The sequence below is a fragment of the Caulobacter sp. GW821-FHT11E11 genome (assembly GCF_058808315.1).
Window position 1 is genome coordinate 22953 of the sequence record NZ_JBXARO010000010.1, and the last position, 20919, is coordinate 43871.

General features: G+C 68.9%; 19 protein-coding genes and 2 pseudogenes. 13 read left to right on the top strand and 8 right to left on the bottom strand.

What is annotated here, in order from left to right:
- Nucleotides 1–46 precede the first annotated feature (46 nt).
- Nucleotides 47–2101: an ATP-binding protein gene (locus AC1RR5_RS22750; RefSeq protein WP_492925324.1), complete on the top strand. Its 2055-nt coding sequence runs from the start codon at nt 47–49 to the stop codon at nt 2099–2101.
- Here the strand turns inward: AC1RR5_RS22750 and AC1RR5_RS22755 are convergent.
- Entirely contained in the window at nt 2098–2379 is a 282-nt protein-coding gene (locus tag AC1RR5_RS22755) for a hypothetical protein (protein WP_492925326.1), read from the bottom strand. The two genes, AC1RR5_RS22750 and AC1RR5_RS22755, sit on opposite strands and share 4 nt — an antisense overlap.
- A gap of 12 nt (nt 2380–2391) precedes the next feature.
- Nucleotides 2392–2751 (bottom strand): hypothetical protein, encoded by a 360-nt coding sequence (locus AC1RR5_RS22760; RefSeq protein WP_492925328.1) that lies wholly within the window; start codon nt 2749–2751, stop codon nt 2392–2394.
- A gap of 152 nt (nt 2752–2903) precedes the next feature.
- Between AC1RR5_RS22760 and AC1RR5_RS22765 the strand changes: the two genes are divergently transcribed.
- Together AC1RR5_RS22765 and AC1RR5_RS22770 are read left to right on the top strand one after the other, a co-directional pair.
- Nucleotides 2904–3338: a DUF2231 domain-containing protein gene (locus AC1RR5_RS22765; protein WP_492925330.1), complete on the top strand. Its 435-nt coding sequence runs from the start codon at nt 2904–2906 to the stop codon at nt 3336–3338.
- Nucleotides 3335–4633, top strand: coding sequence for a PQQ-dependent sugar dehydrogenase (locus tag AC1RR5_RS22770; RefSeq protein WP_492925332.1), 1299 nt, complete (start codon nt 3335–3337; stop codon nt 4631–4633). Before AC1RR5_RS22765 ends, AC1RR5_RS22770 begins: the two co-directional genes overlap by 4 nt.
- 1 nt (nt 4634) lies before the next feature.
- Here AC1RR5_RS22770 and AC1RR5_RS22775 read toward each other — a convergent pair whose 3' ends face one another.
- Genes AC1RR5_RS22775 through coxB form a run of 3 tightly spaced genes read right to left on the bottom strand, consistent with a single transcriptional unit; the run spans nt 4635 to nt 8415 of the window.
- Nucleotides 4635–4934, bottom strand: coding sequence for a hypothetical protein (locus tag AC1RR5_RS22775; protein WP_492925334.1), 300 nt, complete (start codon nt 4932–4934; stop codon nt 4635–4637).
- The gene (locus tag AC1RR5_RS22780) at nt 4931–7462 is read right to left on the bottom strand and encodes a cbb3-type cytochrome c oxidase subunit I (RefSeq protein WP_492925336.1); all 2532 of its coding nucleotides are present in this window, start codon (nt 7460–7462) and stop codon (nt 4931–4933) included. The genes AC1RR5_RS22775 and AC1RR5_RS22780 overlap by 4 nt, the downstream gene beginning before the upstream one ends.
- The gene (gene coxB / locus AC1RR5_RS22785) at nt 7459–8415 is read right to left on the bottom strand and encodes a cytochrome c oxidase subunit II (protein ID WP_492925338.1); all 957 of its coding nucleotides are present in this window, start codon (nt 8413–8415) and stop codon (nt 7459–7461) included. The genes AC1RR5_RS22780 and coxB overlap by 4 nt, the downstream gene beginning before the upstream one ends.
- Nucleotides 8416–8615: 200 nt before the next feature.
- On the opposite strand from coxB, the pseudogene AC1RR5_RS22790 reads away from it, so the two are divergent.
- Nucleotides 8616–9068 (top strand): annotated as a pseudogene (locus AC1RR5_RS22790) (c-type cytochrome); the annotation flags it as partial.
- 16 nt (nt 9069–9084) lie between these two features.
- On the opposite strand, the gene AC1RR5_RS22795 reads toward AC1RR5_RS22790, so the two are convergent.
- Complete coding sequence (locus AC1RR5_RS22795) at nt 9085–9795, bottom strand: cytochrome b (RefSeq protein WP_492925340.1); 711 nt, start codon at nt 9793–9795, stop codon at nt 9085–9087.
- Complete coding sequence (locus AC1RR5_RS22800) at nt 9792–10514, bottom strand: cytochrome c oxidase assembly protein (RefSeq protein WP_492925341.1); 723 nt, start codon at nt 10512–10514, stop codon at nt 9792–9794. Before AC1RR5_RS22800 ends, AC1RR5_RS22795 begins: the two co-directional genes overlap by 4 nt.
- 118 nt (nt 10515–10632) lie before the next feature.
- Between AC1RR5_RS22800 and AC1RR5_RS22805 the strand changes: the two genes are divergently transcribed.
- Nucleotides 10633–11448: a TIGR02587 family membrane protein gene (locus AC1RR5_RS22805; RefSeq protein ID WP_492925343.1), complete on the top strand. Its 816-nt coding sequence runs from the start codon at nt 10633–10635 to the stop codon at nt 11446–11448.
- Nucleotides 11448–11888, top strand: coding sequence for a hypothetical protein (locus AC1RR5_RS22810; protein WP_492925345.1), 441 nt, complete (start codon nt 11448–11450; stop codon nt 11886–11888). The genes AC1RR5_RS22805 and AC1RR5_RS22810 overlap by 1 nt, the downstream gene beginning before the upstream one ends.
- 48 nt (nt 11889–11936) lie before the next feature.
- On the opposite strand, the gene AC1RR5_RS22815 is transcribed toward AC1RR5_RS22810, so the two are convergent.
- On the bottom strand, nt 11937–13277 hold the full coding sequence (locus AC1RR5_RS22815; RefSeq protein WP_492925347.1) for an LLM class flavin-dependent oxidoreductase: 1341 nt from the start codon (nt 13275–13277) through the stop codon (nt 11937–11939).
- A 518-nt stretch (nt 13278–13795) separates the two neighbouring features.
- On the opposite strand from AC1RR5_RS22815, the pseudogene AC1RR5_RS22820 reads away from it, so the two are divergent.
- The 7 genes and pseudogenes from AC1RR5_RS22820 to AC1RR5_RS22850 form a co-directional block, all read left to right on the top strand.
- Nucleotides 13796–14329, top strand: a pseudogene (locus AC1RR5_RS22820) (methyl-accepting chemotaxis protein); the annotation flags it as partial.
- Nucleotides 14318–15433, top strand: coding sequence for a methyl-accepting chemotaxis protein (locus tag AC1RR5_RS22825; protein ID WP_492925629.1), 1116 nt, complete (start codon nt 14318–14320; stop codon nt 15431–15433). The pseudogene AC1RR5_RS22820 and the gene AC1RR5_RS22825, both read left to right, overlap by 12 nt.
- Nucleotides 15430–16857 carry a chemotaxis protein CheW gene (locus AC1RR5_RS22830; protein WP_492925349.1) on the top strand — a complete coding sequence of 476 codons (1428 nt, stop codon included), beginning with the start codon at nt 15430–15432 and terminating at the stop codon, nt 16855–16857. Before AC1RR5_RS22825 ends, AC1RR5_RS22830 begins: the two co-directional genes overlap by 4 nt.
- Entirely contained in the window at nt 16854–17942 is a 1089-nt protein-coding gene (locus tag AC1RR5_RS22835) for a protein-glutamate methylesterase/protein-glutamine glutaminase (protein ID WP_492925351.1), read from the top strand. The genes AC1RR5_RS22830 and AC1RR5_RS22835 overlap by 4 nt, the downstream gene beginning before the upstream one ends.
- Nucleotides 17939–18772: a CheR family methyltransferase gene (locus tag AC1RR5_RS22840; RefSeq protein WP_492925353.1), complete on the top strand. Its 834-nt coding sequence runs from the start codon at nt 17939–17941 to the stop codon at nt 18770–18772. Before AC1RR5_RS22835 ends, AC1RR5_RS22840 begins: the two co-directional genes overlap by 4 nt.
- Entirely contained in the window at nt 18769–20661 is a 1893-nt protein-coding gene (locus AC1RR5_RS22845; protein ID WP_492925355.1) for a chemotaxis protein CheA, read from the top strand. Before AC1RR5_RS22840 ends, AC1RR5_RS22845 begins: the two co-directional genes overlap by 4 nt.
- Nucleotides 20658–20903, top strand: coding sequence for a hypothetical protein (locus AC1RR5_RS22850; protein ID WP_492925357.1), 246 nt, complete (start codon nt 20658–20660; stop codon nt 20901–20903). The genes AC1RR5_RS22845 and AC1RR5_RS22850 overlap by 4 nt, the downstream gene beginning before the upstream one ends.
- Nucleotides 20904–20919 lie beyond the last annotated feature (16 nt).

A 20919-nucleotide genomic window follows, 5' to 3' on the forward strand; every position in this document is an offset into this window, starting at 1 on the left:
TCCGGTGAAGCTTGCGGGGCGAAGCCGCTCAAGGCACGAAGGAGGAATGAGTACTATCGTCGTTAGGAGCCAGCCGCAACAGAGGGAGATCCAAGCCCTTCTCAAGGAACTCGGCGCGTCCGACGCCGTACACGCTATCCTGGAGATCGTCTGCCGCACGACGGGCCTGGGCTTCGCGGCCGTCGCCCACGTCACCGACAGTCGCTGGGTGGCCTGCCAGGTTCGCGACGAGATCGCCTTTGGTCTCGGGGCGGGCGGCGAGCTGCCGGTCAAGACCACGCTCTGCGACACCGTCCGAGGCACGCGGGACGCGATCGTCATCGATGAGGTCGCCGCCGACCCGATCTATCGCGATCACCACACGCCGGCCACCTATGGCCTGCAGAGCTACATCGCCTATCCGATCATCCTGTCGAGCGGTGAGCTGTTCGGCACGCTGTGCGCCATCGACCCCAAGCCTCACCGCGTCGACACGCCCGAGATCCGAGGCATGTTCACGTTGTTCGCCCAGCAGATCGCCGCCCACATCGAGCGGATCCGCGCCTCGGCGGAGGCGGCCATTCTCGAGCATCGGGTGGCCGACGTGCTGGCGGAGAAGAAGGTCTACGCCGACATCGTCGAGACCTCGACGGCGGCGATCACGGCGCTCGGTCCCGACTGGACGATCCTGGCCATCAACCGGGCCAATGTCGAAGCGTTCGAGCGCGTCTATGGCAAGCGGCCCAGGGTTGGCGACAACTTCCTGGCGCTGTTCGACGACATCCCCGACCAGGTCGAGCAGCAGCGGGCGATCTGGACCAGGGCCCTGGAGGGCGAGACCTTCGTGGTCGTCGGCGAGTTCGGCGACGACACCTTCGAGAAGCGCAACTACGAGGTCCGCTTCACGCCGCTCCTGAACAGCGAAGGCGAGCGGATCGGCGCCTCGAGCACGTCCTATGACGTCACCACGCGCGTCCAGGCCGAGGTCCAGCTCGCCCTAGCGCAGGAGCAACTGCGTCAGGCGCAGAAGATGGAGGCCATCGGCCAGCTGACCGGCGGGGTGGCGCACGATTTCAACAACCTTCTCACGCCGATCGTGGGGAGCCTTGATCTGTTGCAGCAGCGGGGCTTCGGCGGCGAGCGCGAGGCGCGCCTGATCGCGGCGGCCCTGCAATCGGCCGAGCGGGCTCGCACCCTGGTCCATCGCCTGCTGGCCTTCGCCCGTCGCCAACCCCTGCAGCCCAAAGCCGTCGACGTCGGCGCGCTTGTGCGTGGTCTGGGCGAACTCCTCACCAGCACCCTGGGGGCGCGCGTCCGGCTGGAGGTCGATCTGGCCGAGGACCTGCCCCATGCCCACGCCGATCCGCACCAGTTGGAAATGGCGCTCCTGAATCTCAGCGTGAACGCCCGCGACGCCATGGCCGATGGCGGGACCCTTCGCATCGTCGGGTCTCTGGAGGCCGTCGGTGAAGGGCATGCGGCGGACGTTCAGCCCGGCGACTATATCCGGCTGTCGGTCCGCGACACCGGCGCGGGCATGGACGCGGCAACCCTGGCCAAGGCGGTCGAGCCGTTCTTCTCCACCAAGGGCGTGGGCAAGGGCACGGGCCTGGGCCTGTCGATGGTCGAAGGCCTGGCCCGGCAGCTGGGCGGCGCGGTGTTGATCCGCAGCCAGGTGGGCGTCGGCACGGAAATCGACCTTCTGCTGCCCGTCAGCCGGGCCGGTCCGATCCTGGTCGATGTTCGGATCGTCGAGAGCTCGCGCGAGCCAGGCCGCGCTGGCGTGGCGCTGATCGTCGATGACGAGGACGCTGTGCGGCTAAGCACCGCCGAGATGCTCGCCGACCTCGGCTATCTTGTCGTGGAAGTGGGCTCGGCCGAGGAGGCGTTGGAGAAGATCCGCGGCGGGCTGTGCCCGCAGCTGGTGGTCACCGACCACATCATGCCGGGTCTCAGCGGCACCGAGCTGGCGCTGGCCCTGGCCGAGGAATGTCCCCAGCTGCCGGTGCTGATCGTCTCGGGCTATGCCGAGGAGGACGGGATTCCACTGCGTCTGGCCAGGCTGACCAAGCCCTTCCGACGCGCCGAGCTGGCGGCCAGCCTGGGCAATCTGCTGGGCTAGTGGACGGCCGTGCTGGGCCAATGCTTGTCGGCGAACTCGCCGATCCATAGCCGTATGCGCCGTTCGGCGTCCGCGCGTGAAACCGGAACGGGATGCGCCCACAGGGCCTGGACCAGATCCAGGACGCCGGCGCGAAGCTCGTCCCATCGCGCCAGGGTCTCGGCGTCGGCGACGCCGGTCTCCACGGCGTGGTGGATTGCGATCAGGCGCGCGAAGACGGGGTCCGATCTGGCTTCACCAGAGGCGTCGAGGCGAGCGAAGCGATAGGGACGATCCATGGCGCGTGACACCTAGCGCCAGCTCGCGGCGGTCAGGCCGGTCTCGCGCGATCCGGCCAGGGCGGCCAGGTCCTCGGTCCCGACGCGGCAGGACCAGCCTTGGGCGGTCTGCGTGCAATGCACGCGCCGGGAGAAGGCCGCCGCCATCAGGCGCTTGCGATCAAGGGGTTCGGGACCCGCCAGGCGCACGCGCACCCACTGCTCGGGACGCGGACCCAGGGCCACGCAAAGCACGCCGGCCTCCGGAACATCCAGCACGGGACCGGCGACGCTGGTGCGTGAAGAGGCGGCGCAAGCGTTGGCGAAGGGAGCCGCCGCGCTCGCCAGCACGACGGCGATCATCGCGGCCTTGGCCTTGTCGGCCCATATCATGTGGTCATCCTGAAAGCCCATCGATCAACGTCCCGGCGACGGCGGATGTTCCCGCGTCATCGAACGCGGGTCGTTCAGGCGGCCGTGAAACCTATCGCGCGCCCAGGGATTGCTCCGCTAGCGCCACAGGCGGCGCGCGTGCGGAGTCTTCCATGCCAATATCCAGAGGGATCGGCGCCACGCCGCTCCATCCGCTCCACGCCATTTTGTTGGCGTTTCCGCTGGCGCTGTTTTCGGCGGGATTGGCCTCCGACATCGCCTATCTGAAGAGCGCCCTGGTCCAGTGGTCGAACTTCTCGGCCTGGCTGATCGCCGGCGGCTGCTTCTTCGCGGGGCTGGTCCTGGCCTGGGCGATCGTCGCGGCCCTCTTCCCGGGACGCGCCGCGCGCGGCCGGGCGCTGGCCTATCTGGCGGTGGTGGCGGTGATGTTCGTCGCCGGCCTGATCAATGCCTTCCAGCACAGCCACGACGGTTGGAGCGCGGTCGGATCGCTGGGCCTGACCCTGTCGATCGTCTCGACCCTGGCGGCGCTGGGCGCAGGCGTGATCGGCTATTCGGAACAACGCATCGAGGGGATCGCCCGATGAGCGCGCGCTGGCTTCTCCTCGCCGCCTCGGTGCTGGCCCTGCAGGGTTGCGGCCGCAGCGATCCGGGCCTCGACCAGACCGGGGCCGGCAAGCCGCCGCTGCCCGACCAGCAGCAGACCCTGCTGCCGCCGATGAAGATCGCCAAGCCGGCCGGCTGGGACAACGCGACCCCGACCGCGCCCAGGGGCTTTGCGGTCACGGCCCTGGCCACCGACCTGAAGATCCCGCGCCAGCTGCTGGTGCTGCCCAATGGCGACATCCTGGTGGCCGAGGGCTCTGGCGGCGCGCAGGCGCCCAAGGTGCGGCCCAAGGACATCATCGCCGGCTACATCAAGGCCCAGGGCAAGACCAAGGTGAAGGGCGGCAACCGCGTCACCCTACTGCGCGACGCCGACGGCGACGGCCGGGCCGAGGTCAAGGAGACGCTGATCGAGGGCCTCAACGCGCCCTACGGCCTGGCCTTCGTCGATGGCCAGCTCTACGTGGCCAACCAGGACGCCTTGCTGCGTTTCCCCTTCCAGCCGGGCCAGACCAGGATCACCGTCAAGGGCGTCGAGGTCACCAAGCTGCCCTCGCGGATCAACCACCACTGGACCAAGTCGCTGGTCGCCAGCGCCGACGGAAGCAAGCTCTATGTCGGCATCGGCTCCAACAGCAATGTCGGCGAGCGCGGCCTGGACGTCGAGGAGGAGCGGGCCGTCGTCTGGGAGATCGACCGCCTGACCGGCGCGCGTCGCACCATCGCCCACGGCATCCGCAATCCCACCGCCCTAACCATCGAGCCCACGACCAACGCCCTGTGGGCCGTAGTCAATGAGCGAGACGAGCTGGGTCCGCAACTGGTGCCGGACTACCTGACGTCCGTGCGTGACGGAGCCTTCTACGGCTGGCCCTACAGCTACTGGGGCCAGAACGTCGATCCGCGCGTCCATCCGCGGAAGCCGGACATGGTCGCCAAGGCTGTTGTGCCTGACTACGCCCTGGGCTCGCACGTGGCGGCGCTGGGCGTCAGCTTCGCGCGCGACGGCGGGTTCGGCGGCGACTTCCGGGAGGGCGTGTTCGTCGGCGAGCATGGCAGCTGGAACCGCCAGGACCTGTCCGGCTACAAGGTCGTTTGGATCCCGTTCGCCAATGGTCGTCCGAACGGCAAGCCGGTCGACTTCGTCACCGGCTTCCTGGATGGCCAGAAGGCGCGCGGGCGTCCGGTTGGCGTGGCCTTCGATCCAGCCAAGCGCATTCTGCTGATCGCCGACGATCTCTCAAACACTGTCTGGCGGGTCGCGCCGACGAAGTGACCTAGCTCAGCCAGGCCGGCGCCGATTGCCAGACGATCGCGACGCCGGCCATGGCCGCGCCCAAGGCGGCGATGTGATGCCGGAAGGCCGCGCTGTCGTCGGCCGCACGCGCCTTTCGCCAATCCACGAAGGCCAGAAACCCAACGACGCCGAGGCACGCCAGAGTCGCGAGGCCGTGGGCGATCCTCAGGCTGGTGGGTGAGGCGGCGCCGATCGCCTCCAGGCTGGGCAGGGCATAGACGATCGCGAAGTGGACCAGCCACACGACGAGGCCCGCCAGCAGGGTGCGCCAGGCGCTCATGCCGGGATCGTCGCGAACAGGCGCGGCACGCTCAAGGTCACTAAGCCTTGGGCCGCGATGTAGGCGTGAAATAGGCCAACCAATTGCACGGTCGCCGGCTGGTCGGGGCCGACATAGCCGAACAGCCAGCGCAACACGACATAGACCGCCATGATCGCGCCGACGGCGACGAAGAAGCCCTGCCAGGCCTGCATGGCGTGGACGATCGCGCCTTGGGCGGTGAGGTCCGGCGACAGACCCGTGCCCTGCCAGACCTTCAGATCCAAGGTCCAGGCTGCGGCGACCAGCGCGCCGGCCGCCACGGTGAGCAGGACGGTGAGGCGAGGGGCCTTCGCCAAGACGCGGCTGGCCAGCCAGGCGCAGAGGACGGCCGCGAGGTTCATCGCCGCGACCGCCAGGGTCTCGATCCCGACCGGCGCGGTCCACGGCGCTTGCGAGCGGCTCCACAGGAAGACGTAGGAGAACACGCTCATCGCCAGCACCATGCCGGCCACCACCAGGGTGATGACCATCGCCCACCAGCCGGTGCTGGACGGGCCGCTAGCGTAGGTCCGCAGCATCAGTCCGGCGCCGACATCGACTTCTTTCTGCGGGAGGGGATGATCCAGGAACCAGCACCAGCGGATCACGCAACAGATCGCCAGCACGCCGCTGATGACGCTGGCCGCATAGGCCTGCACGGTTAGCAGCAGGAAGAAGCCCGCGGTGAACACCGCCGCCCAGACGTGCCAGCCGGACGGCTTGGGCATGGGCAGCAGATACTGTGGCTCGGCCTCGACCGGGCTGGTGACCAGGGTCTCGCGTCCGCCGGTCGGGGCGCTGGGCAGGAAGTAGCGACCGGCCACGACGTCGCGGGCCAGGTTCTTCTGGTCCCACAGCGGATAGAGCGAGGTCACCAGCGGGATGCTGCGCGTCGAATAGAGCTCGGCCGGCAGCCATTCCAGGCCCGGACCGTCATAGACATTGCCGGCGTCGCTCCCGAACGGGCGGAAGTTCCGGACCATGTCGATGATCCAGATCAGCACCCCGGCCGCGAAAACGAAGGCCCCGACGCTGGAGATCAGGTTCGGAATCTCCAGGTCGCGGCCGGGGGCGTAGGTCCACACCCGCCTCGGCATGCCCATCAGGCCCGACAGGTGCATGGGCAGGAAGGCCAGATGCATGCCGGCGAACATCAGGCCGAACGTCCAGCGCCCTAAGCGCTCGCTCAGCGGCCGGCTGGAGACCATCGGCGTCCAGTAATAGATTGCCGCGAACAGCGGAAAGACCATGCCGCCGATCAGCACATAGTGCAGGTGGGCGACGATGAAATAGGTGTCGTGGGCCTGCCAGTCGAAGGGGACCATGGCCGCCATCACCCCGGTCAGGCCGCCCATCACGAAGATCAGCAGCGAGCCCAGCACGAACAAGCCCGGTGTGTTGAACCGCATCTTCCCCGACGCCACGGTGGCGATCCAGGCGAAGACCTGCACGCCGGCCGGCAAGCTTACCGCCATCGAGGCGGCCGAGAACACGCCGACCGAGGTCCCCGGCAAGCCCGTGGTGAACATGTGGTGGGCCCAGACGCCGAAACTGATGAAGCCCGTGGCCAGGAAAGCCAGCACCACCATCCAGTGGCCGACCAGCGGCGTGCGCGCCACGGCCGGGATCATGGTCGACATGGCTCCGGCCGCTGGCAGGAAGATGATGTAGACCTCCGGGTGACCGAAGAACCAGAACAGGTGCTGCCACAGCATCGGATCGCCACCGCGCGTGGCGTCGAAGAACGGCCAGTTCAGCGCCCGCTCCAGCTCCAGGAGGGTGGTGGCCAGGATCACCGACGGGAAGGCGATGATGATCATGCCGGCGAACACCAGCATGGCCCAGGCGAAGATCGGCAGCTTGTCCAGGCTCATGCCCGGCGCGCGGGTCTTCAGCACCCCGACGATGATCTCGATGGCCCCGGCGATGGCCGAGATCTCGATGAAGCCGATGCCCAAGAGCCAGAAGTCGGCGTTGATCCCCGGCGAATAGGTCATCGAGGTCAGGGGCGGATACATGAACCAGCCGCCGTTCGGCGCCAGGCCGAAGAACAGCGAGCAGAAGAACGCCAGCCCACCGATCAGATAGGCCCAGAAGGCGTAGGCCGACAGGCGTGGGAACGGCAGGTCGCGCGCGCCCAGCATCTGCGGCAGCAGCAGCACGCCCAGCGCCTCGACCGCCGGCACGGCGAACAGGAACATCATCACCGTGCCATGCATGGTGAAGATCTGGTTGTAGGTCTCCTGCGCCAGCACGCCCTGCAGCGGCAGGGCCAACTGGGTGCGCATCAGCAGCGCCAGCACCCCTGCCAGCACGAAGAACAGCATGGCCGCGCCGACATAGTAGACGCCGACGAAGTTGTTGTTGATCGCGGTGATCCACTGCCAGCCCTTGGGCGCGCACCAGATCTCCTCCAGCGCCTCGACCTCGCCCTTGGGGCGTCGGCCCTTGGTGGGGAAGCGGTCGTAGATCGTACGATCGAAGCCGGTCTCAGAGCCGTCACTCACTTCAGGCTCTCCAAATAAGCCGAGACGGCCCGCAGGTCCTGGCCGCTCAACATCGGATAGGCCGGCATGCGGTTGCCCGGCTTCATGGCCTGGCTGTCGGCGATCCAGCTGTTCATCGTCGCGGTGTCGTTGGGCAGGATCCCCGCGCCCAGGGTGCGGCGGGATCCGACATGGGTCAGGTCCGGCCCGGCGACGCCGTTGGCCGATGTGCCCCGGATCGTGTGGCAGGCGCCGCAGCCGCTCTTGTCGAACACCGTCTCGCCGACTGTCTGCTGCGGCATGGCGGGGCGCTCGGCGCGTTCACGCCAACGGGCATAGCCCTCGGGCGTATGGGCGACGACCACGAAGGCCATCAGGGCGTGGGCCCCGCCGCAGTATTCGGCGCACTGGCCGCTGTAGGTTCCCGGGCTATCGGCCTGTATCCGCAGGACATTCCGGCGGCCAGGTATCATATCCAGTTTGCCGGCCAGGCGCGGGACCCAGAAGCTGTGGATCACATCGGTCGACTCCAGTTCCAGGGCGATGGCCCGACCGACCGGCACGTGGATCTCGTTGGCATCCTGGAAGACCTCACGACCGGCGGCGTCTAGATAGGCCACCCGCCACCACCACATCTCGCCGGTCACCCGCACGCGCAGGTCGCCCGGCTGCGGGCTTTCGGAGAGCTTGTTGGTCAGCGACAGGCCCCAGACCAGCAGCACGCTCAGCACCACGACTGGGAAGCCAAGGCCCGCGATCCAGATCAGTTTCTCTCCGCCCAGTCGCTGGCGCCACGGGCGGGGCGCGAACAGCGCGATGGCCAGGGCCGCCAACACCACGACCATCACCAGCGCGGCCATGGCCAACAGACCCCAGGTCAGGGTGTTCAGCGGCGCGGCGAACGGTCCGGCCGGGTCCAGCACTGGCGGCGGCCAACCCCTGAAGCTCTCGTCAGCGGCGGTCTTGTTCGTCATGTCTCGCCACGCCCCGGAGCCATTTCGCAGGCTCAACCCGCGCGCGCGGCCAAGGTTCCGGCGGAACCGGGCCAAGCGTCGCCGGTTAAGCCGCTGTGCGCCGCCTCCTGATCCTTCTCGCCCTGACCGCGCTGGCCGCCTGCGAGCGGCCCGTCAGCCGGACCGACCAGGCGCTGAGCGCCACGGGCCGCACGATCGCCATGAGCGGCGGCGCCGGCGGTGCGACGAACGCCTGCTTCTCTTGCCATAGACTAGACGGCGCCGGCGACGGCGTTTCGAAGCCCAGGCTGGCCGGTATCGAGGCGGGCTATCTGCAGAAGCAGATGGAGGACTACGCCTCGGGCCTGCGCCCCGACCCGGTGATGAGCCCGGTGGCCAAGGCGCTGGACGACCAGGCGCGGCGGGCGGTGGTCTCCTACTACGCCACGCTGCCGGCGCCGTCCGGCGAGGGCGCGGAACTCGCGCCGCCGCTCTGGAGCCAGGGCGATCGCGCGCGCGGCCTCCAGCCCTGCGCCGCCTGCCACGGCGACCAGGGGCAGGGCGTAGGCTTTGGCGGCCCCGCCCTGGCCGGGCAGCCCGAGGCTTACACCCGCGAGCAGCTGGACCGCTGGCGACTGGCCAAGCGGCGCAACGATCCGCGCGGCGCGATGGGCGAGATCGCCCGCAAGCTCACGTCCGCCGAGGTCGACGCCCTGGCGGCCTGGTTGCGGCGGCAATCCGCTTCTCCAGCGCCAGCCATCGACGCCGCCAGCGTGTCTGGCGCTTCGGAAGTTGCGGGACGATCGGCAGCATCCCGTGCAGGACGTCGTCTCGATCGATGAAATGCCGCTTCAGCGCCGCCCCGGCATGGATCGGGATCAGCAGGACCAAGCTGACGACGAAACCCCAATGCAGCCACTCGGCGACGGCCTCGATGGCCCAAAGCGTCGGGTTGGCCAGGCCCTCCAGAGGCATCAGCGGCCAGGGGATGACGCCCAGCAAGGCCAGATCCGTCTCGCGCGCGGTGGCCGACACCATCGCCCAGCCGCTCAGGGGCAGTCCCAACAGGCAAGTGTAGAAGACATAGTGGGTGACGTGCGCCGCCGTGCTCTCCCAGCCCGGCTTGTCGGCGTCGTTGATCGTGTCCGGCGCGAACAGCCGCCAGCCCAGCCGTCCCAGGGCCAGGACCAGCATCAGGATCCCGACAGCGTAGTGAAGCTCGTAGGCGGACGTCATTGTCGCCCCGGCCGGCGCGCGGCCCATCCAGAAACCCCAGCCCAGCTGGAAGAAGGCCAGGCCGGCCATGGTCCAGTGGAAGACGATGGCCACCGGCGAATAGCGGCCCTCGTCGGCATGGCCGGCGGCCCATTCGAAGACGTTCTCGATCAGCCGGTCGATCATGCGGCCGCCAGACGGGGCCGCAGCACCCCGGCCAGGACCGACAGGGCGCAGGCCAGATAGACCCCCGCCGCCGGAATCCACATGATCAGCCCCGCGATCTGCTGGTCGCCCAGCGGCGTCAGGCCCCAGGCGGCGGTAGTCAGGGCGTGGGGCGCGTAGAGCGCGCGCGGGGCGAAGGTCAGGATCGCGCCCAGCAGGCCCATCAACACCGTGGTCGCCAGGAGCGCGCTGATGGCGCTGGCCGGGCGCGCGGCGCGGACGGCCCGCCACGCGCCGACGGCCGTGACCAGCAGGCTGGCCTGCATCAGGGCGTAGACGAGATCATCCGACATCGCCTGTCCATAGGCGGCTGGCGCGTGCCAGGCCCAGAACACGATGACGAAGGCGGCTGTCCAGGCCAGGAGGCGCGATGGGGCCTCGCTGCGGGGCAGGGCCCAGGCGATCAGGGGCGCGGCGAGCGCGACCAGCAGCACGTGATGGACGGTGCGCGCGGCGAACAGCGCCGAACTCAGGGCGCACAGCGGCGAGACGAACGTGACGAGCAGCACCAGGATCGCCGCGACGGCCAGCTTCCGGCTCTGCGATGCCGCCAGCAGCAAGCCGCCCAGCGCCGCCAGAACAAGCAGCGCCAATGGGTCGAGATTCCAGCGCGACCACAGCTCGGCCGGCACGGGACCTGCGCCGCAATAGGGCGACCAGAGGCGATCGGCGATGGACATGCGGCGGCGGCTCCCCGGTAGCGCTCTGTCTGCAAATCCTCGGGTGGCGGCGACGTTCCCGGAACCGGCGGCCAAGCCTGACCGTTGGCTCGGCGGATCGTCAGGGAGTAAAGACACCGTGGACGCCAACGCTGCTTATGGCCGCGCCTTGAGCCGGGCCTTCGGCGGCGCGCTGCTATTCTCGTTCCCGCTGCTGATGACCATGGAGATGTGGTCTCTGGGCATGGCGGTGGAACGCTGGCGACTGCTCGTGTTCCTGCTGCTGACCCTGCCGATGCTGATCGGCCTGTCCTACTACGCCGGCTTCGAACCGACCTTTCGCCTGAAGGACGAGGTGCTGGACGCCCTGGCGGCCTTCGGCGTGGGCTTTCTGCTGTCGGCCGGGCTGTTGGCCTTGTTCGGCGTGCTGAGCGTCGAGGAAAGCCGTGTCCAGAGCGCCCTGGGCAAGGTCTCGCTATGCGCCGTGCCCGCGGCGGTCGGCGCTCTGCTGGCTGGCAAGCAACTGGGCGAGCATGGCCCTGGCGCGCGTGAGAAGGCCGACGCCGGACCGCTGGGCGAGCTCTTCCTGATGGCGGTCGGCGCGGCCTTCCTGGCCTTCAATGTCGCGCCCACCGAGGAGATGATCGTGATCGCCTATCAGATGGGCCCCCTGGCGACCCTTGTCCTGATGGCATTCTCCGTCGGGCTGCTGCACCTCTTCGTCTATCAGCTGGGTTTCCCGGGAGAGACCCGGCGACGCGAGGCGGGCGGCTTCGCGCGGACTTTCGTGGCCTTCACTGCGCCCGGCTATGGCGTGGCGCTGCTGATGAGCCTCTATCTGCTGTGGACGTTCGGACGCACCGACGGCGTCGCCCTCCATGAGATCGCCACCATGACCATCGTCCTGGGCTTTCCCGCCGCGATCGGCGCGGCCACCGCGCGGCTGGTCGTCTGATGGCCAGGACCCGCGCCACGCGTCGCACGCCCCAGCCGACACCGCGCAAGACGCCGTCCAAGCGCGCGCCGGCCAATGACATCCCGCCGCTGGAATGGGTCGCCGCAGGGATCGGCCTCGTGCTGGCTGGCACGGCGATCAGCTTGACCGCCTGGGATGCGATGTTCGGGGTCAAAGGGCCGCCGGCCATCGAGGTGCGCCTCACGCAGGTCACGCCGACCGCCCACGGCTATGTCGCCGAGATCGAGGCCTTCAACCATGGCGGGACGCCCGCAGCTCAGGTCGAGATCGAGGGGGTGAGCGCCTCGGGCGAGCCGGCCGGGGTGACGATCGACTTCATCCCCGAACGCTCGCGCGCCAAGGGCGGGCTGATCTTCGAGCAAGATCCGCGCGGCGGGACGCTCAAGCTGCGCGCCAAGGGGTTCGCGGATGCCTCCTGACAGCAAGCTCAAACGCCCCGACCTTTGGCGGTCGGGGCGCGTGCGTACTCAGGCGACGGCGCGGGCCGTCTTGGCGGCGGTATAGCGGTTGGTCGGAACGTCCAGACCCAGATTGTCGCGGAAGGTCGAGCCTTCGTAGTCCTCGCGGTAGATCCCCCGGCTTTGCAGGATCGGGATCACCTCTTCGACCAGCAGCTTGAACTGGCCGGGCAGGGCCTGGCCGATGACGAAGCCGTCCGAGCCCTTGGCGTCCAGCCATTGCTCGAACTTGTCGGCGATCTGTTCGGGCGTGCCGACGAAATTGCCGCGCGGCGTGGCGAAGCGCAGGGCCACCTGGCGCAGGGTGAGGTTCTCTTCCTGCACGGCCTTGGCGATCTTCACCGTCGCCGACTGCGAGCTGTTGAAGCCTTTGGTGAAGACGTCGGGGAAGGGGGCGTCCAGGTCGTAGACGCTGAAGTCATGGTCGTTGAAGCCGCGACCCAGCATGCCCAGCGCCGCCTCGACCGAGACCAGCTCGGCGCGTTCCTGCCAGCGCGCCTCGGCCTCGGCTTCGGTGGAGCCGATGATCGGGGCCAGGGCGGGCAGGATGAACAGCTTGTCGGGATCGCGGCCAAAGCCCGCGGCGCGCGCCTTGACGTCGGCATAGTAGGCTTGCGCGTCCTGCAGGGCGCTGTCGCCCACGAAAATGGCGTCGGCGCGCTTGGCGGCGAAGTTGCGACCGTCTTCGGACGCGCCCGCCTGGAAGATCACCGGCTGGCCCTGACGCGAGCGGGCGATGTTCAGGGGTCCCTTCACCGACAGGAACTCGCCCTTGTGGCCCAGGGTGTTGAGCTTGTCGGGATCGAAGAACACGCCGCTGGCCTTGTCGTGGACCAGGGCGTCGTCTTCCCAGCTGTCCCAGAGGCCCTGGACGACGTCGAGATACTCGGCCGCCAGGCGATAGCGAACATCGTGGGCCAGGTGCTCGGATTTGCTGAAGTTTTCGGCCGTGCCTTCAAGCCAGGAGGTGACTACGTTCCAGCCGGCGCGGCCGCCGCTGATGTGGTCCAGCGAGGCCAGTTGCCGGGCCAGGTTGAAGGGCTCGGTGTAGCTGATGGTGATCGTCGCGGTCAGGCCGATGTGCCTGGTCACCGCCGCCAGGGCCGACAGGATCGTGACCGGCTCGAAGCGGTTCAGATAGTGCGGGCTGGATTTGGCGTTGATCGACAGGCTGTCGGCGATGAACAGGAAGTCGAACTTGCCTTGCTCTGCCAGGCGGGCGGCCTCGGCATAGTAGGCGAAGTCGGTGCTGGCGCCGGGCTGGGCGTCGGGGTGGCGCCAATCGGTCCAGGTGCGGCCCGCGCCTTCGATCATGTGGCCGAGTTTGAGTTGCTTGCGCGGGGTCGCCATCACGGCCTCCGAGTGGGTTTCGATTAGCAACACGAAGAACCCCAGAGGAGCGCGCGGAACAATGGAATTGGTCTCATAGGTCTTATGAGGTCGGGCCTTGTCGGGATTGGGAGCGAGGGGCGCCATTGCGGCGTTGAGCGGTCCGACGCATCCATGCTTGTATGACCGCTCTTCAGCGCTGATCGCGACGGGCGTTTGAGCGGGCTGAAGAGCGTTCCAGGATTGACCAGATGGCGCTTGTTAAGACGACGAGGCTGACTGGTCGCGGAAAGACGCGCCAAGCGCCGGCCGGGTCGGACGACCAGCCTGTCATCGCCAAACGCGCCCCGTCGCGCCGGTCTCGGGTCCATCATGGCGGCGCAGAGGCGCGCATCAGCGCGGCCGTTCTAGAACTCAGCAGTGGCTTGGCGGAGGCGGCCAGCGCCGTCGAGGAATTGCGCCGGGCTCTGGCCCAGATCTCCAGCGGCGCCGAGGAAGCGGCCGGTGCGGCGCACGAATCACTCGCCGCCACCAATGCTATGGCCGACCAGTTCCGGCAGGGGCGCGAGCGCGCTGAAGCGGCGCGCCAAAGAGCTGAGGCCCTGCAGGGCGTCCTGACCGAATTCGGCGGCGCCGTCGGCGCATCCATCAAGGCCGTCGCGGCCAATGCCCGCCGCCAGCTGGCGACCGTCGACGCGGTCAACCTGCTGGACCAGCACGCGGTGCGGATCAACGAGATCACGCTCGCCGTTTCCGACGTCGCCGATCAGACCAACCTGCTGGCGCTGAATGCCGCCATCGAGGCCGCGCGGGCGGGCGACGAGGGGCGTGGCTTCGCGGTTGTGGCCGACGAGGTCCGGGCGCTGGCCGAGGCCGCCGAGACGCGGTCAAGGCAAATCCAGGGCTCGGCCGACCGCATGACCGCCATGGTGCGCGATGTCAGCGCGCGGCTGCGCAACGCCGCGACCAACGCCGAGGCCGAGGCGGCTTCGGCGGCCAGCATCCTGTCCATGCTGGAAATGATCCGCGCCGAGATGGCGCGGCTGAGCGAAGACAGCCAGATGATCCTGATCGCGGCTGTCGAGGCCGCCTCGGCGACGGTCGAGGTGCGGCGCGGGTCCGAGAGCATTTCTAGCGCGGCCGAGGAGCAGGCCGCGGCCGCCACGGAAGCGCAACGGTCGATCCAGCAGCAGGGTCAGTCTCTCGACCAGAGCCAGACCGCGGCCGAGTCCTTGAGCCAACTGGTGGAGGTGGGGACCGCGGGAGATGGCGCGGCGGCGGCCGCCGCCGAGACCGCGGCGGCGGCAGAGGAACTTTCCGCCGCCATCCAGGAGCTTTCAGGTTCGGCCGACGAGATTCTGGTCGCCATCGACCAGATCAGCCGGGGCGCGCAGATCCAGGCGGCGGCGACGCAGGAAGCCAGTGCGGCGATGACCGAGATCGAGCGCGCGGCGCGCCTGTCCAGCGCCAATGGCGCGCAGAGCGCGACGCGGGCCCGGACGATGGGCGGGCTGTTGGAAGACAGCCGCAAGACGATCTCAGCGCTGGTCAAGAACGTCGAAGCCGCCGCCGTCGAAAGCCGCTCGGTGCTGGAGGCGGTCGAAGCCTTGGAATTGGAAAGCGGCGCCACATCCAAGCTGGTCGATGGACTGGCGCTTGTCGCCGTCCAGACCACGATGCTGGCCACCAGCGGCGCGGTCGAGGCGGCGAGGGCGGGCGAGGCCGGTCGTGGTTTTGCCGTCGTGTCCGGCGACATCCGCACCCTGGCGCGGGACGCCTCGGGCAACGCCGAGTCCGTCAAGGACCTGATCGCGGCGATCTCCATCCAGATCGGCAAGGTCCGCCGCGAGGTCGACTTGACCCTCGCCGTCGCGGACGTAGAGGTCGATCGCAACCGCGCCATCGAAGAACGACTGGGCGTCGTCATGCAGGAAACCGAGGCGCTGCGCGTTGGCGCAAGCGAGATCGCCCAGGGCGGCGAGACCATCCTTGCCGCCTGCGCCCAGGTCGCGGCGGGCGTCAACCAGATCGCCGCCGCCGCCGAGGAGGCCAGCGCCGCCGCCAGCCAGGCTTCTGTCGCGGCCCGCCAGCAGTCGCAGGCCGCCGAAGAACTGGCCGCCGCCATCGAGGAAGTCGCCCTCCTGGCCAGCGAGCTTCAACGCGCGGCAGAGGCATGAGCGCCGACCACGGCGCTTATCGACGATTGACCGTCCGGGCGGCCGGCGCCCGGATGTCGCTGCCCGCCCAGGCCGTGGCCGAGGTGATCAAGCGCCCCCGGCTGACCCGCGTGCCGCATGCGCCGCCGGGCCTGCTAGGCGTGACGCACCTGCGCGGCGTCGTCCTGCCGATCGTGTCGCTGGGGCAGATGCTGGGGCTGGACGGCGAGGATGGCGACCGCATCGTCGTGCTCCGGCGAGATCCGCCGGTCGGTCTCGTGGTCGATGGCGTCGAGGCCCTGGGTTTCGCTGACGGTGAGCCGGAGGTTGGCGATACCCGCCTGCGCCTCTCACGCGCCGACGGAACGCCGTGGCTCGATTTGGGCGAGGCGCTGGACGCCAGATTCGCCTCGGATCGCGGACGTCGCCGGACCGCCGTCGGCCTCGAGGCCGCGCGTCCGATGCTCCAACAGGCCAGCGAGCCCGATCTTGCCTTCCTGGGTTTCGCGCTGGCGGGACAGAGCTACGGCCTGCCGCTGGACGCGGTGGTGGAAGTGGCGGCCGTTCCGAAGGCCATCGCTGAGATTCCAAGGACCGAGGCTGTCTTGCTCGGCGTCTGCGACTATCGCGGCCAGGTCTTGCCGGTGCTGGCGGCGCGAGGTCTGCTGGGCCTGGTCGGCGACACCGTGAATGGCCGCCTGGTCATCGTGCGCATCGGCGGCGAGCGGATCGGCCTCGTCGTCGACGAGGTCAATGCGATCGTGCGGGCCCCGGCTGATCGCCTGGGCAAGGCGCCCAGCCTGTTCAATCGCGGCGGCGGCGAGGCGCGCATCGATACGGTGCTGCGACTGGCCGACGGTCGCGGCGTCCTGGCGATCCTGACCCCGGATCGCCTGCTGGCCGACGAGCGGGTGACCCAGTGGCTGGCGCTCGGCAGTGGTTCCAAGGAGGCCGAGATGGCCGACACCCGACAAGCGGCGATCTGCGAACGCTTCGTCATCCTGCGGCTGGGCGACGAGCGCTACGGCCTGCCGATCGCCGCCGTCGACGAGGTCGTGCGCGCGCCCGACCAGTTCACCCGGCTGCCCAGGGCGCCGGCCTATGTGCGGGGCGTGATGAACCTGCGCGGCAAGACCCTGCCGGTGATCGACCAGCGCCTGCGCTTCTCGGCGCCGGGCGAGCCGGCGGCCAACGGCCGCGTGGTCGTGGTCACGGTGGATGGCCTTCAGGCCGGCTTCGCGGTGGACGGCGCCAGCGAGATCGTGGAGATCGGCGCTGACGAGCTGCTTACCGCGCCGGAACTGTCGGGAGACCAGGCCCGTTTGTTTGATCGCGCCTTGGAGCGCGGGGGCGAAGTCATCTTGCTGGTCGATCCGAAAACACTGCTCGCGCGGGCCGAGGCCGACCTGCTGCGCGACCTGACCCGAGCGTCATCCACTTCGTGACCAAGGTTCTGATCGTCGACGACTCGGCCCTTATCCGGCGCGTCCTGAGTGAGATCCTCTCCGAAGCCGGTTTCGAGATCGCGGTCGCGCGCGACGGCGTCGAGGCCCTGGCCAAGCTGACCACGTTCCTGCCGGACGTTGTGACGCTCGATGTCCAGATGCCCAATATGAGCGGCCTGGACTGCCTGGACCGGATCATGCTGCAGCGACCGTGCCCGGTCGTGATGGTCTCCGCGCTCACCGCGGAAGGCGCGGAGGAGACGCTAACCGCCCTTGAGCTGGGGGCGGTCGACTTCGTGCCCAAGCCCGACGGGGTGGTGTCCCTGGCCGTCGAGGAACTGGCGCCGGTCCTGGTGGAGAAGGTCCGGGCCGCCGCGACCGCGCGGGTCGGGCGGGCGCATCGCCTGGTCGAGCGCCTGCGCGCGCGGCGCGGCCAAGTCAAAAGCCCCGTGAGGTCGGCTCGCCCGGTTCGCGCCGTCAAGCCGGCGAGCGTGCAGGACGGAGGAGAACCGACAGGCATTGTTGTCGTCGGGACCTCGACAGGCGGTCCGGCGGCGCTTGAAACCTTGCTCAGCGACATTCCCGGTGATTTTCCGTGGCCGATCCTCGTGGCCCAGCACATGCCGGCGACCTTCACCGGCTCCCTGGCGTCGCGGTTGAACGGGCTGTGCGCCCTGACCGTCAGCGAGGTCGTGGGCCCGACGCGGCTGGAGGCCGGCGTCGTCTATGTCGCGCGCGGCGGCGCCGACATGGTGGTCAGTCGGCGCGTGTCCGGCCTGGTGGTCATGCCGGCGCCGGCGGATGAGACGTATCGCTGGCATCCCAGCGTCGATCGCCTGGTCGCCAGCGCCATGGCCCAGGTCACGCCAGAGCGGTTGATTGGCGTGCTGATGACCGGCATGGGCGACGACGGGGCCAAGGCTATGACCGCGCTCCATCAGGCCGGCGGCCTGACGATCGCCGAGGCCGAGGAGACGGCCGTGGTCTGGGGCATGCCGGGGTCGCTGGTCCGGGCCGGCGGCGCCGACGTGGTGGAGCCGCTGGAGGCCATCGCCGGCCGCTTGATCGCGATGGTTCCGCGATGAGCATCACCTTCACAGACGAAGAGCTGGAGCGGCTGCGGGACTACCTCTATCGCCAGACTGGCATGTGGTTCGGCGAGACCAAGCGCTACTATATCGAGCGTCGCCTGAATGATCGTCTGGCGCATGCCGGTACGGACTTCGCCGGCTACATGTCGCTGCTGCGCATCGACAGCGAAGAACGCCAAGCCCTGGTCAACGCCTTCACCGTCAACGAGACCTACTTCTATCGCGAAGAGCACCAACTGGCCTGCCTGGGCCGCGATCTGCTGCCTGACATCGTTTCGCGTCGCGTGCCCGGCGACAAGGTGCGGATCTGGTCGCTGCCGTGCTCGAGCGGCGAGGAGACCTATTCCATCGCCCTGTGGCTGCTGGAAAACTGGCGCATGGTCGACGCCTACAACATCGAGATCGTCGGTTCGGACATCGACACCCATGCTTTGGAGGCCGCCCGAGCGGGGCTTTACGGCGAGCGCGCCCTGGCGCGGCTGCCGGAGTCGGTGCGGGAGGACTATTTCGAGCCCGCCAAACGCCATCGCCGCCAGATCATCGACGACCTACGCGAGTCCGTGACCTTCACCCACGCCAATCTGATCGACGGCGTGCGTCTGCGCGAGCAGGGCGCGTTCGACGTGATCTTCTGCCGGAACGTGCTGATCTATTTCGATGAGGCCTCGCGCCTGACGGCCGCCCAAAACCTCTATGATCGACTGACGCCGGGCGGTTATCTCTGTCTCGGCCACACCGAATCCATGAGCCGGATCGACGAGCGTTTCCTCGTCCGCCGGTTCGAGGACGCGGTCGTGTTCCAGCGGCCGGAGGACGCCAGGTGATCGACGAACTCCTGGCTCAGTTCCTGATCGAAGGACGCGAGCAGGCGCTGGAGGCCAACGCCGATCTGGCGGCCCTGCAACGCGCGCCTCGGGACGCCGCGCGGCTCGATAGCTGCTTTCGCGCCGTCCACACGCTGAAGGGCTCCGCCGACCTCTTGGGGCTGAAGGCGCTAGGACGCGTGCTGCACGTGGCCGAGGATCGGCTGGGCGTCTTACGTGGCGGAACGGAGGCCGCGCCGGATTTCTCCAGCCTCGTTGCGGTCGTGGATCAGGTCGAGCGCTGGCTGGACGCCCTGGAGTCGACCGGCGCGCTGCCGGCCGACGCGGACGGTGTCGCCGATCGCCTGCTGGCCTTGTTGGGGTCGACCGAAGGCGGCGCTGCGAGCCCCGTCACGAGAAGCGCCGACGCGCCTTTCGCGGGAAAAGCGGGCATCGCGATCCGCTACACGCCGCGCGCCGACTGCTATTTCGCGGGTGACGACCCGGTCGCCATCATTTCCGGCGTGCCGGGACTGGCCGAGCTGCGTGTCGGCCTGCGCGAGCCCGTCGGCGACCTGGCGCTCTACGATCCCTTCGCCTGCAACCTGGTCATCGAGGCCCTGTCCACGGCGGAGGAGGGGCTTGTCGAGACGGCTCTCCGGCTGGTGCGGGATCAGGTCGAACTGACTCGGCAGGCGCCGTCACAGGTCGAACCGACAGCGCCGATCGAGGCGGACACGGCTCGTCGCACCCTGCGCATCGACGCTGCCCGGATCGATCAACTGGCTGATATCACCGACCAGCTGGTGGTCGCCAAGAGCGGCCTTGGCGACCTCGCGGCCCAGGCCGACCGGCTGGAGGGCGGGCAGGGGCTAGGCTCGGCCTTGCGGGCGCGCCAGGCGGAGCTGGACCGGCTGGTTTCGACCCTGCACGCCACGGTCGGTCGCGCGCGGCTGACGCCGCTGACGCCGCTGTTTGGCCGTTTCCCCCGTCTGGTGCGCGAGATCGCCGCCGGCCTGGGCAAGGTCGTGTCGCTGGAAGTCGAGGGCGGCGAGGTCGAGGTCGACAAGGCCATCGTCGATGGCCTGTTCGAGCCGCTGCTGCACGTGGTGCGCAACGCCGTCGACCACGGTGTCGAGACCGCGGCCGTCCGTCAGCGGACCGGCAAGCCGGCCCAGGCCGTCGTCCGGCTGTCCGCCCGCACGGTCGGCGACCAGGTCGTCGTCACGGTGGCGGACGACGGCGGCGGCATCGATCCAGCGCGTATTCGCGCCCGAGCCCTGGCGCGCGGCCTGATCGACGAGACGGCGGCTAGCGCGCTTGACGAGGCCGATCTGGTGGACCTGATCTTCCAGCCCGGCTTTTCGACCGCCGACACCGTCAGCAGCGTCTCCGGGCGCGGGGTCGGCATGGACGCCGTGCGCTCGGCGACGGCGAAACTGGGCGGGCGGGTCGAGGTCGCCAGCCAACTGGGACACGGCTCGACGATCCGTCTGGTCCTGCCGATCCGCATGGTGCTGGCGCGGTTGCTGGTGGTGGCGGGCGGGCACGAGCACTTCGGCCTGCTGCTGGAAGACATTGTCGAAGTCACTCGGGTGTCGGAGAGCCAGATCGTGCCGATCCGGGCCGGCCATGCGTTCGTCCTGCGCGACGAGGTCGTGCCGCTGGTCTGGCTGGAACGGATGGTTGGCGGCGTCGACCGCCCCGTCAGCGCCGTCGATCGTGTCGTGGTGGCCAGGGTCGATGGCGAGCTGGTCGGCTTCGCCGTCGACGCTGTCGTCGATCGGATCGATGCGGTCGTCAGGCCGATGAGCGGCCTGCTCTCCGGCGCGGCTGGCGTGATCGGATCGACCCTGACGTCCGACGGCGACGTGTTGCTGCTGCTGAACCTGGCGGAGCTTCTGGCATGAAAGTCTCGCGCGACGGCGATGTCGTCTATTTGAGCGGCCACTGTCGGGTGGAAGACGCAGAGGCCCTTGTGGCTCTGCTACAGCCGTCGCAAGGCGTCACTGTCGACATATCGGGGTGTGACAGCCTCCATGCCGCTGTCGTACAGGTACTGCTTGCGTTCGGCGCGCCCGTCGTCGGCGCGCCGGTCGAACTGTTCTTGCGGGATCGTCTTGGTCCGGCGCTTTCCCGAACGGTCGACTAGATCGAGACTATGTTTG

Coding starts and splice junctions, on each gene's coding strand:
- AC1RR5_RS22750 (WP_492925324.1), top strand. CDS start 47: ATGAGTACTATCGTCGTTAGGAGCCAGCCGCAACAGAGGGAGATCCAA.
- AC1RR5_RS22755 (WP_492925326.1), bottom strand. CDS start 2,379: ATGGATCGTCCCTATCGCTTCGCTCGCCTCGACGCCTCTGGTGAAGCC.
- AC1RR5_RS22760 (WP_492925328.1), bottom strand. CDS start 2,751: ATGATATGGGCCGACAAGGCCAAGGCCGCGATGATCGCCGTCGTGCTG.
- AC1RR5_RS22765 (WP_492925330.1), top strand. CDS start 2,904: ATGCCAATATCCAGAGGGATCGGCGCCACGCCGCTCCATCCGCTCCAC.
- AC1RR5_RS22770 (WP_492925332.1), top strand. CDS start 3,335: ATGAGCGCGCGCTGGCTTCTCCTCGCCGCCTCGGTGCTGGCCCTGCAG.
- AC1RR5_RS22775 (WP_492925334.1), bottom strand. CDS start 4,934: ATGAGCGCCTGGCGCACCCTGCTGGCGGGCCTCGTCGTGTGGCTGGTC.
- coxB (WP_492925338.1), bottom strand. CDS start 8,415: ATGACGAACAAGACCGCCGCTGACGAGAGCTTCAGGGGTTGGCCGCCG.
- AC1RR5_RS22795 (WP_492925340.1), bottom strand. CDS start 9,795: ATGATCGACCGGCTGATCGAGAACGTCTTCGAATGGGCCGCCGGCCAT.
- AC1RR5_RS22800 (WP_492925341.1), bottom strand. CDS start 10,514: ATGTCCATCGCCGATCGCCTCTGGTCGCCCTATTGCGGCGCAGGTCCC.
- AC1RR5_RS22810 (WP_492925345.1), top strand. CDS start 11,448: ATGGCCAGGACCCGCGCCACGCGTCGCACGCCCCAGCCGACACCGCGC.
- AC1RR5_RS22815 (WP_492925347.1), bottom strand. CDS start 13,277: ATGGCGACCCCGCGCAAGCAACTCAAACTCGGCCACATGATCGAAGGC.
- AC1RR5_RS22825 (WP_492925629.1), top strand. CDS start 14,318: ATGATCCTGATCGCGGCTGTCGAGGCCGCCTCGGCGACGGTCGAGGTG.
- AC1RR5_RS22830 (WP_492925349.1), top strand. CDS start 15,430: ATGAGCGCCGACCACGGCGCTTATCGACGATTGACCGTCCGGGCGGCC.
- AC1RR5_RS22840 (WP_492925353.1), top strand. CDS start 17,939: ATGAGCATCACCTTCACAGACGAAGAGCTGGAGCGGCTGCGGGACTAC.
- AC1RR5_RS22850 (WP_492925357.1), top strand. CDS start 20,658: ATGAAAGTCTCGCGCGACGGCGATGTCGTCTATTTGAGCGGCCACTGT.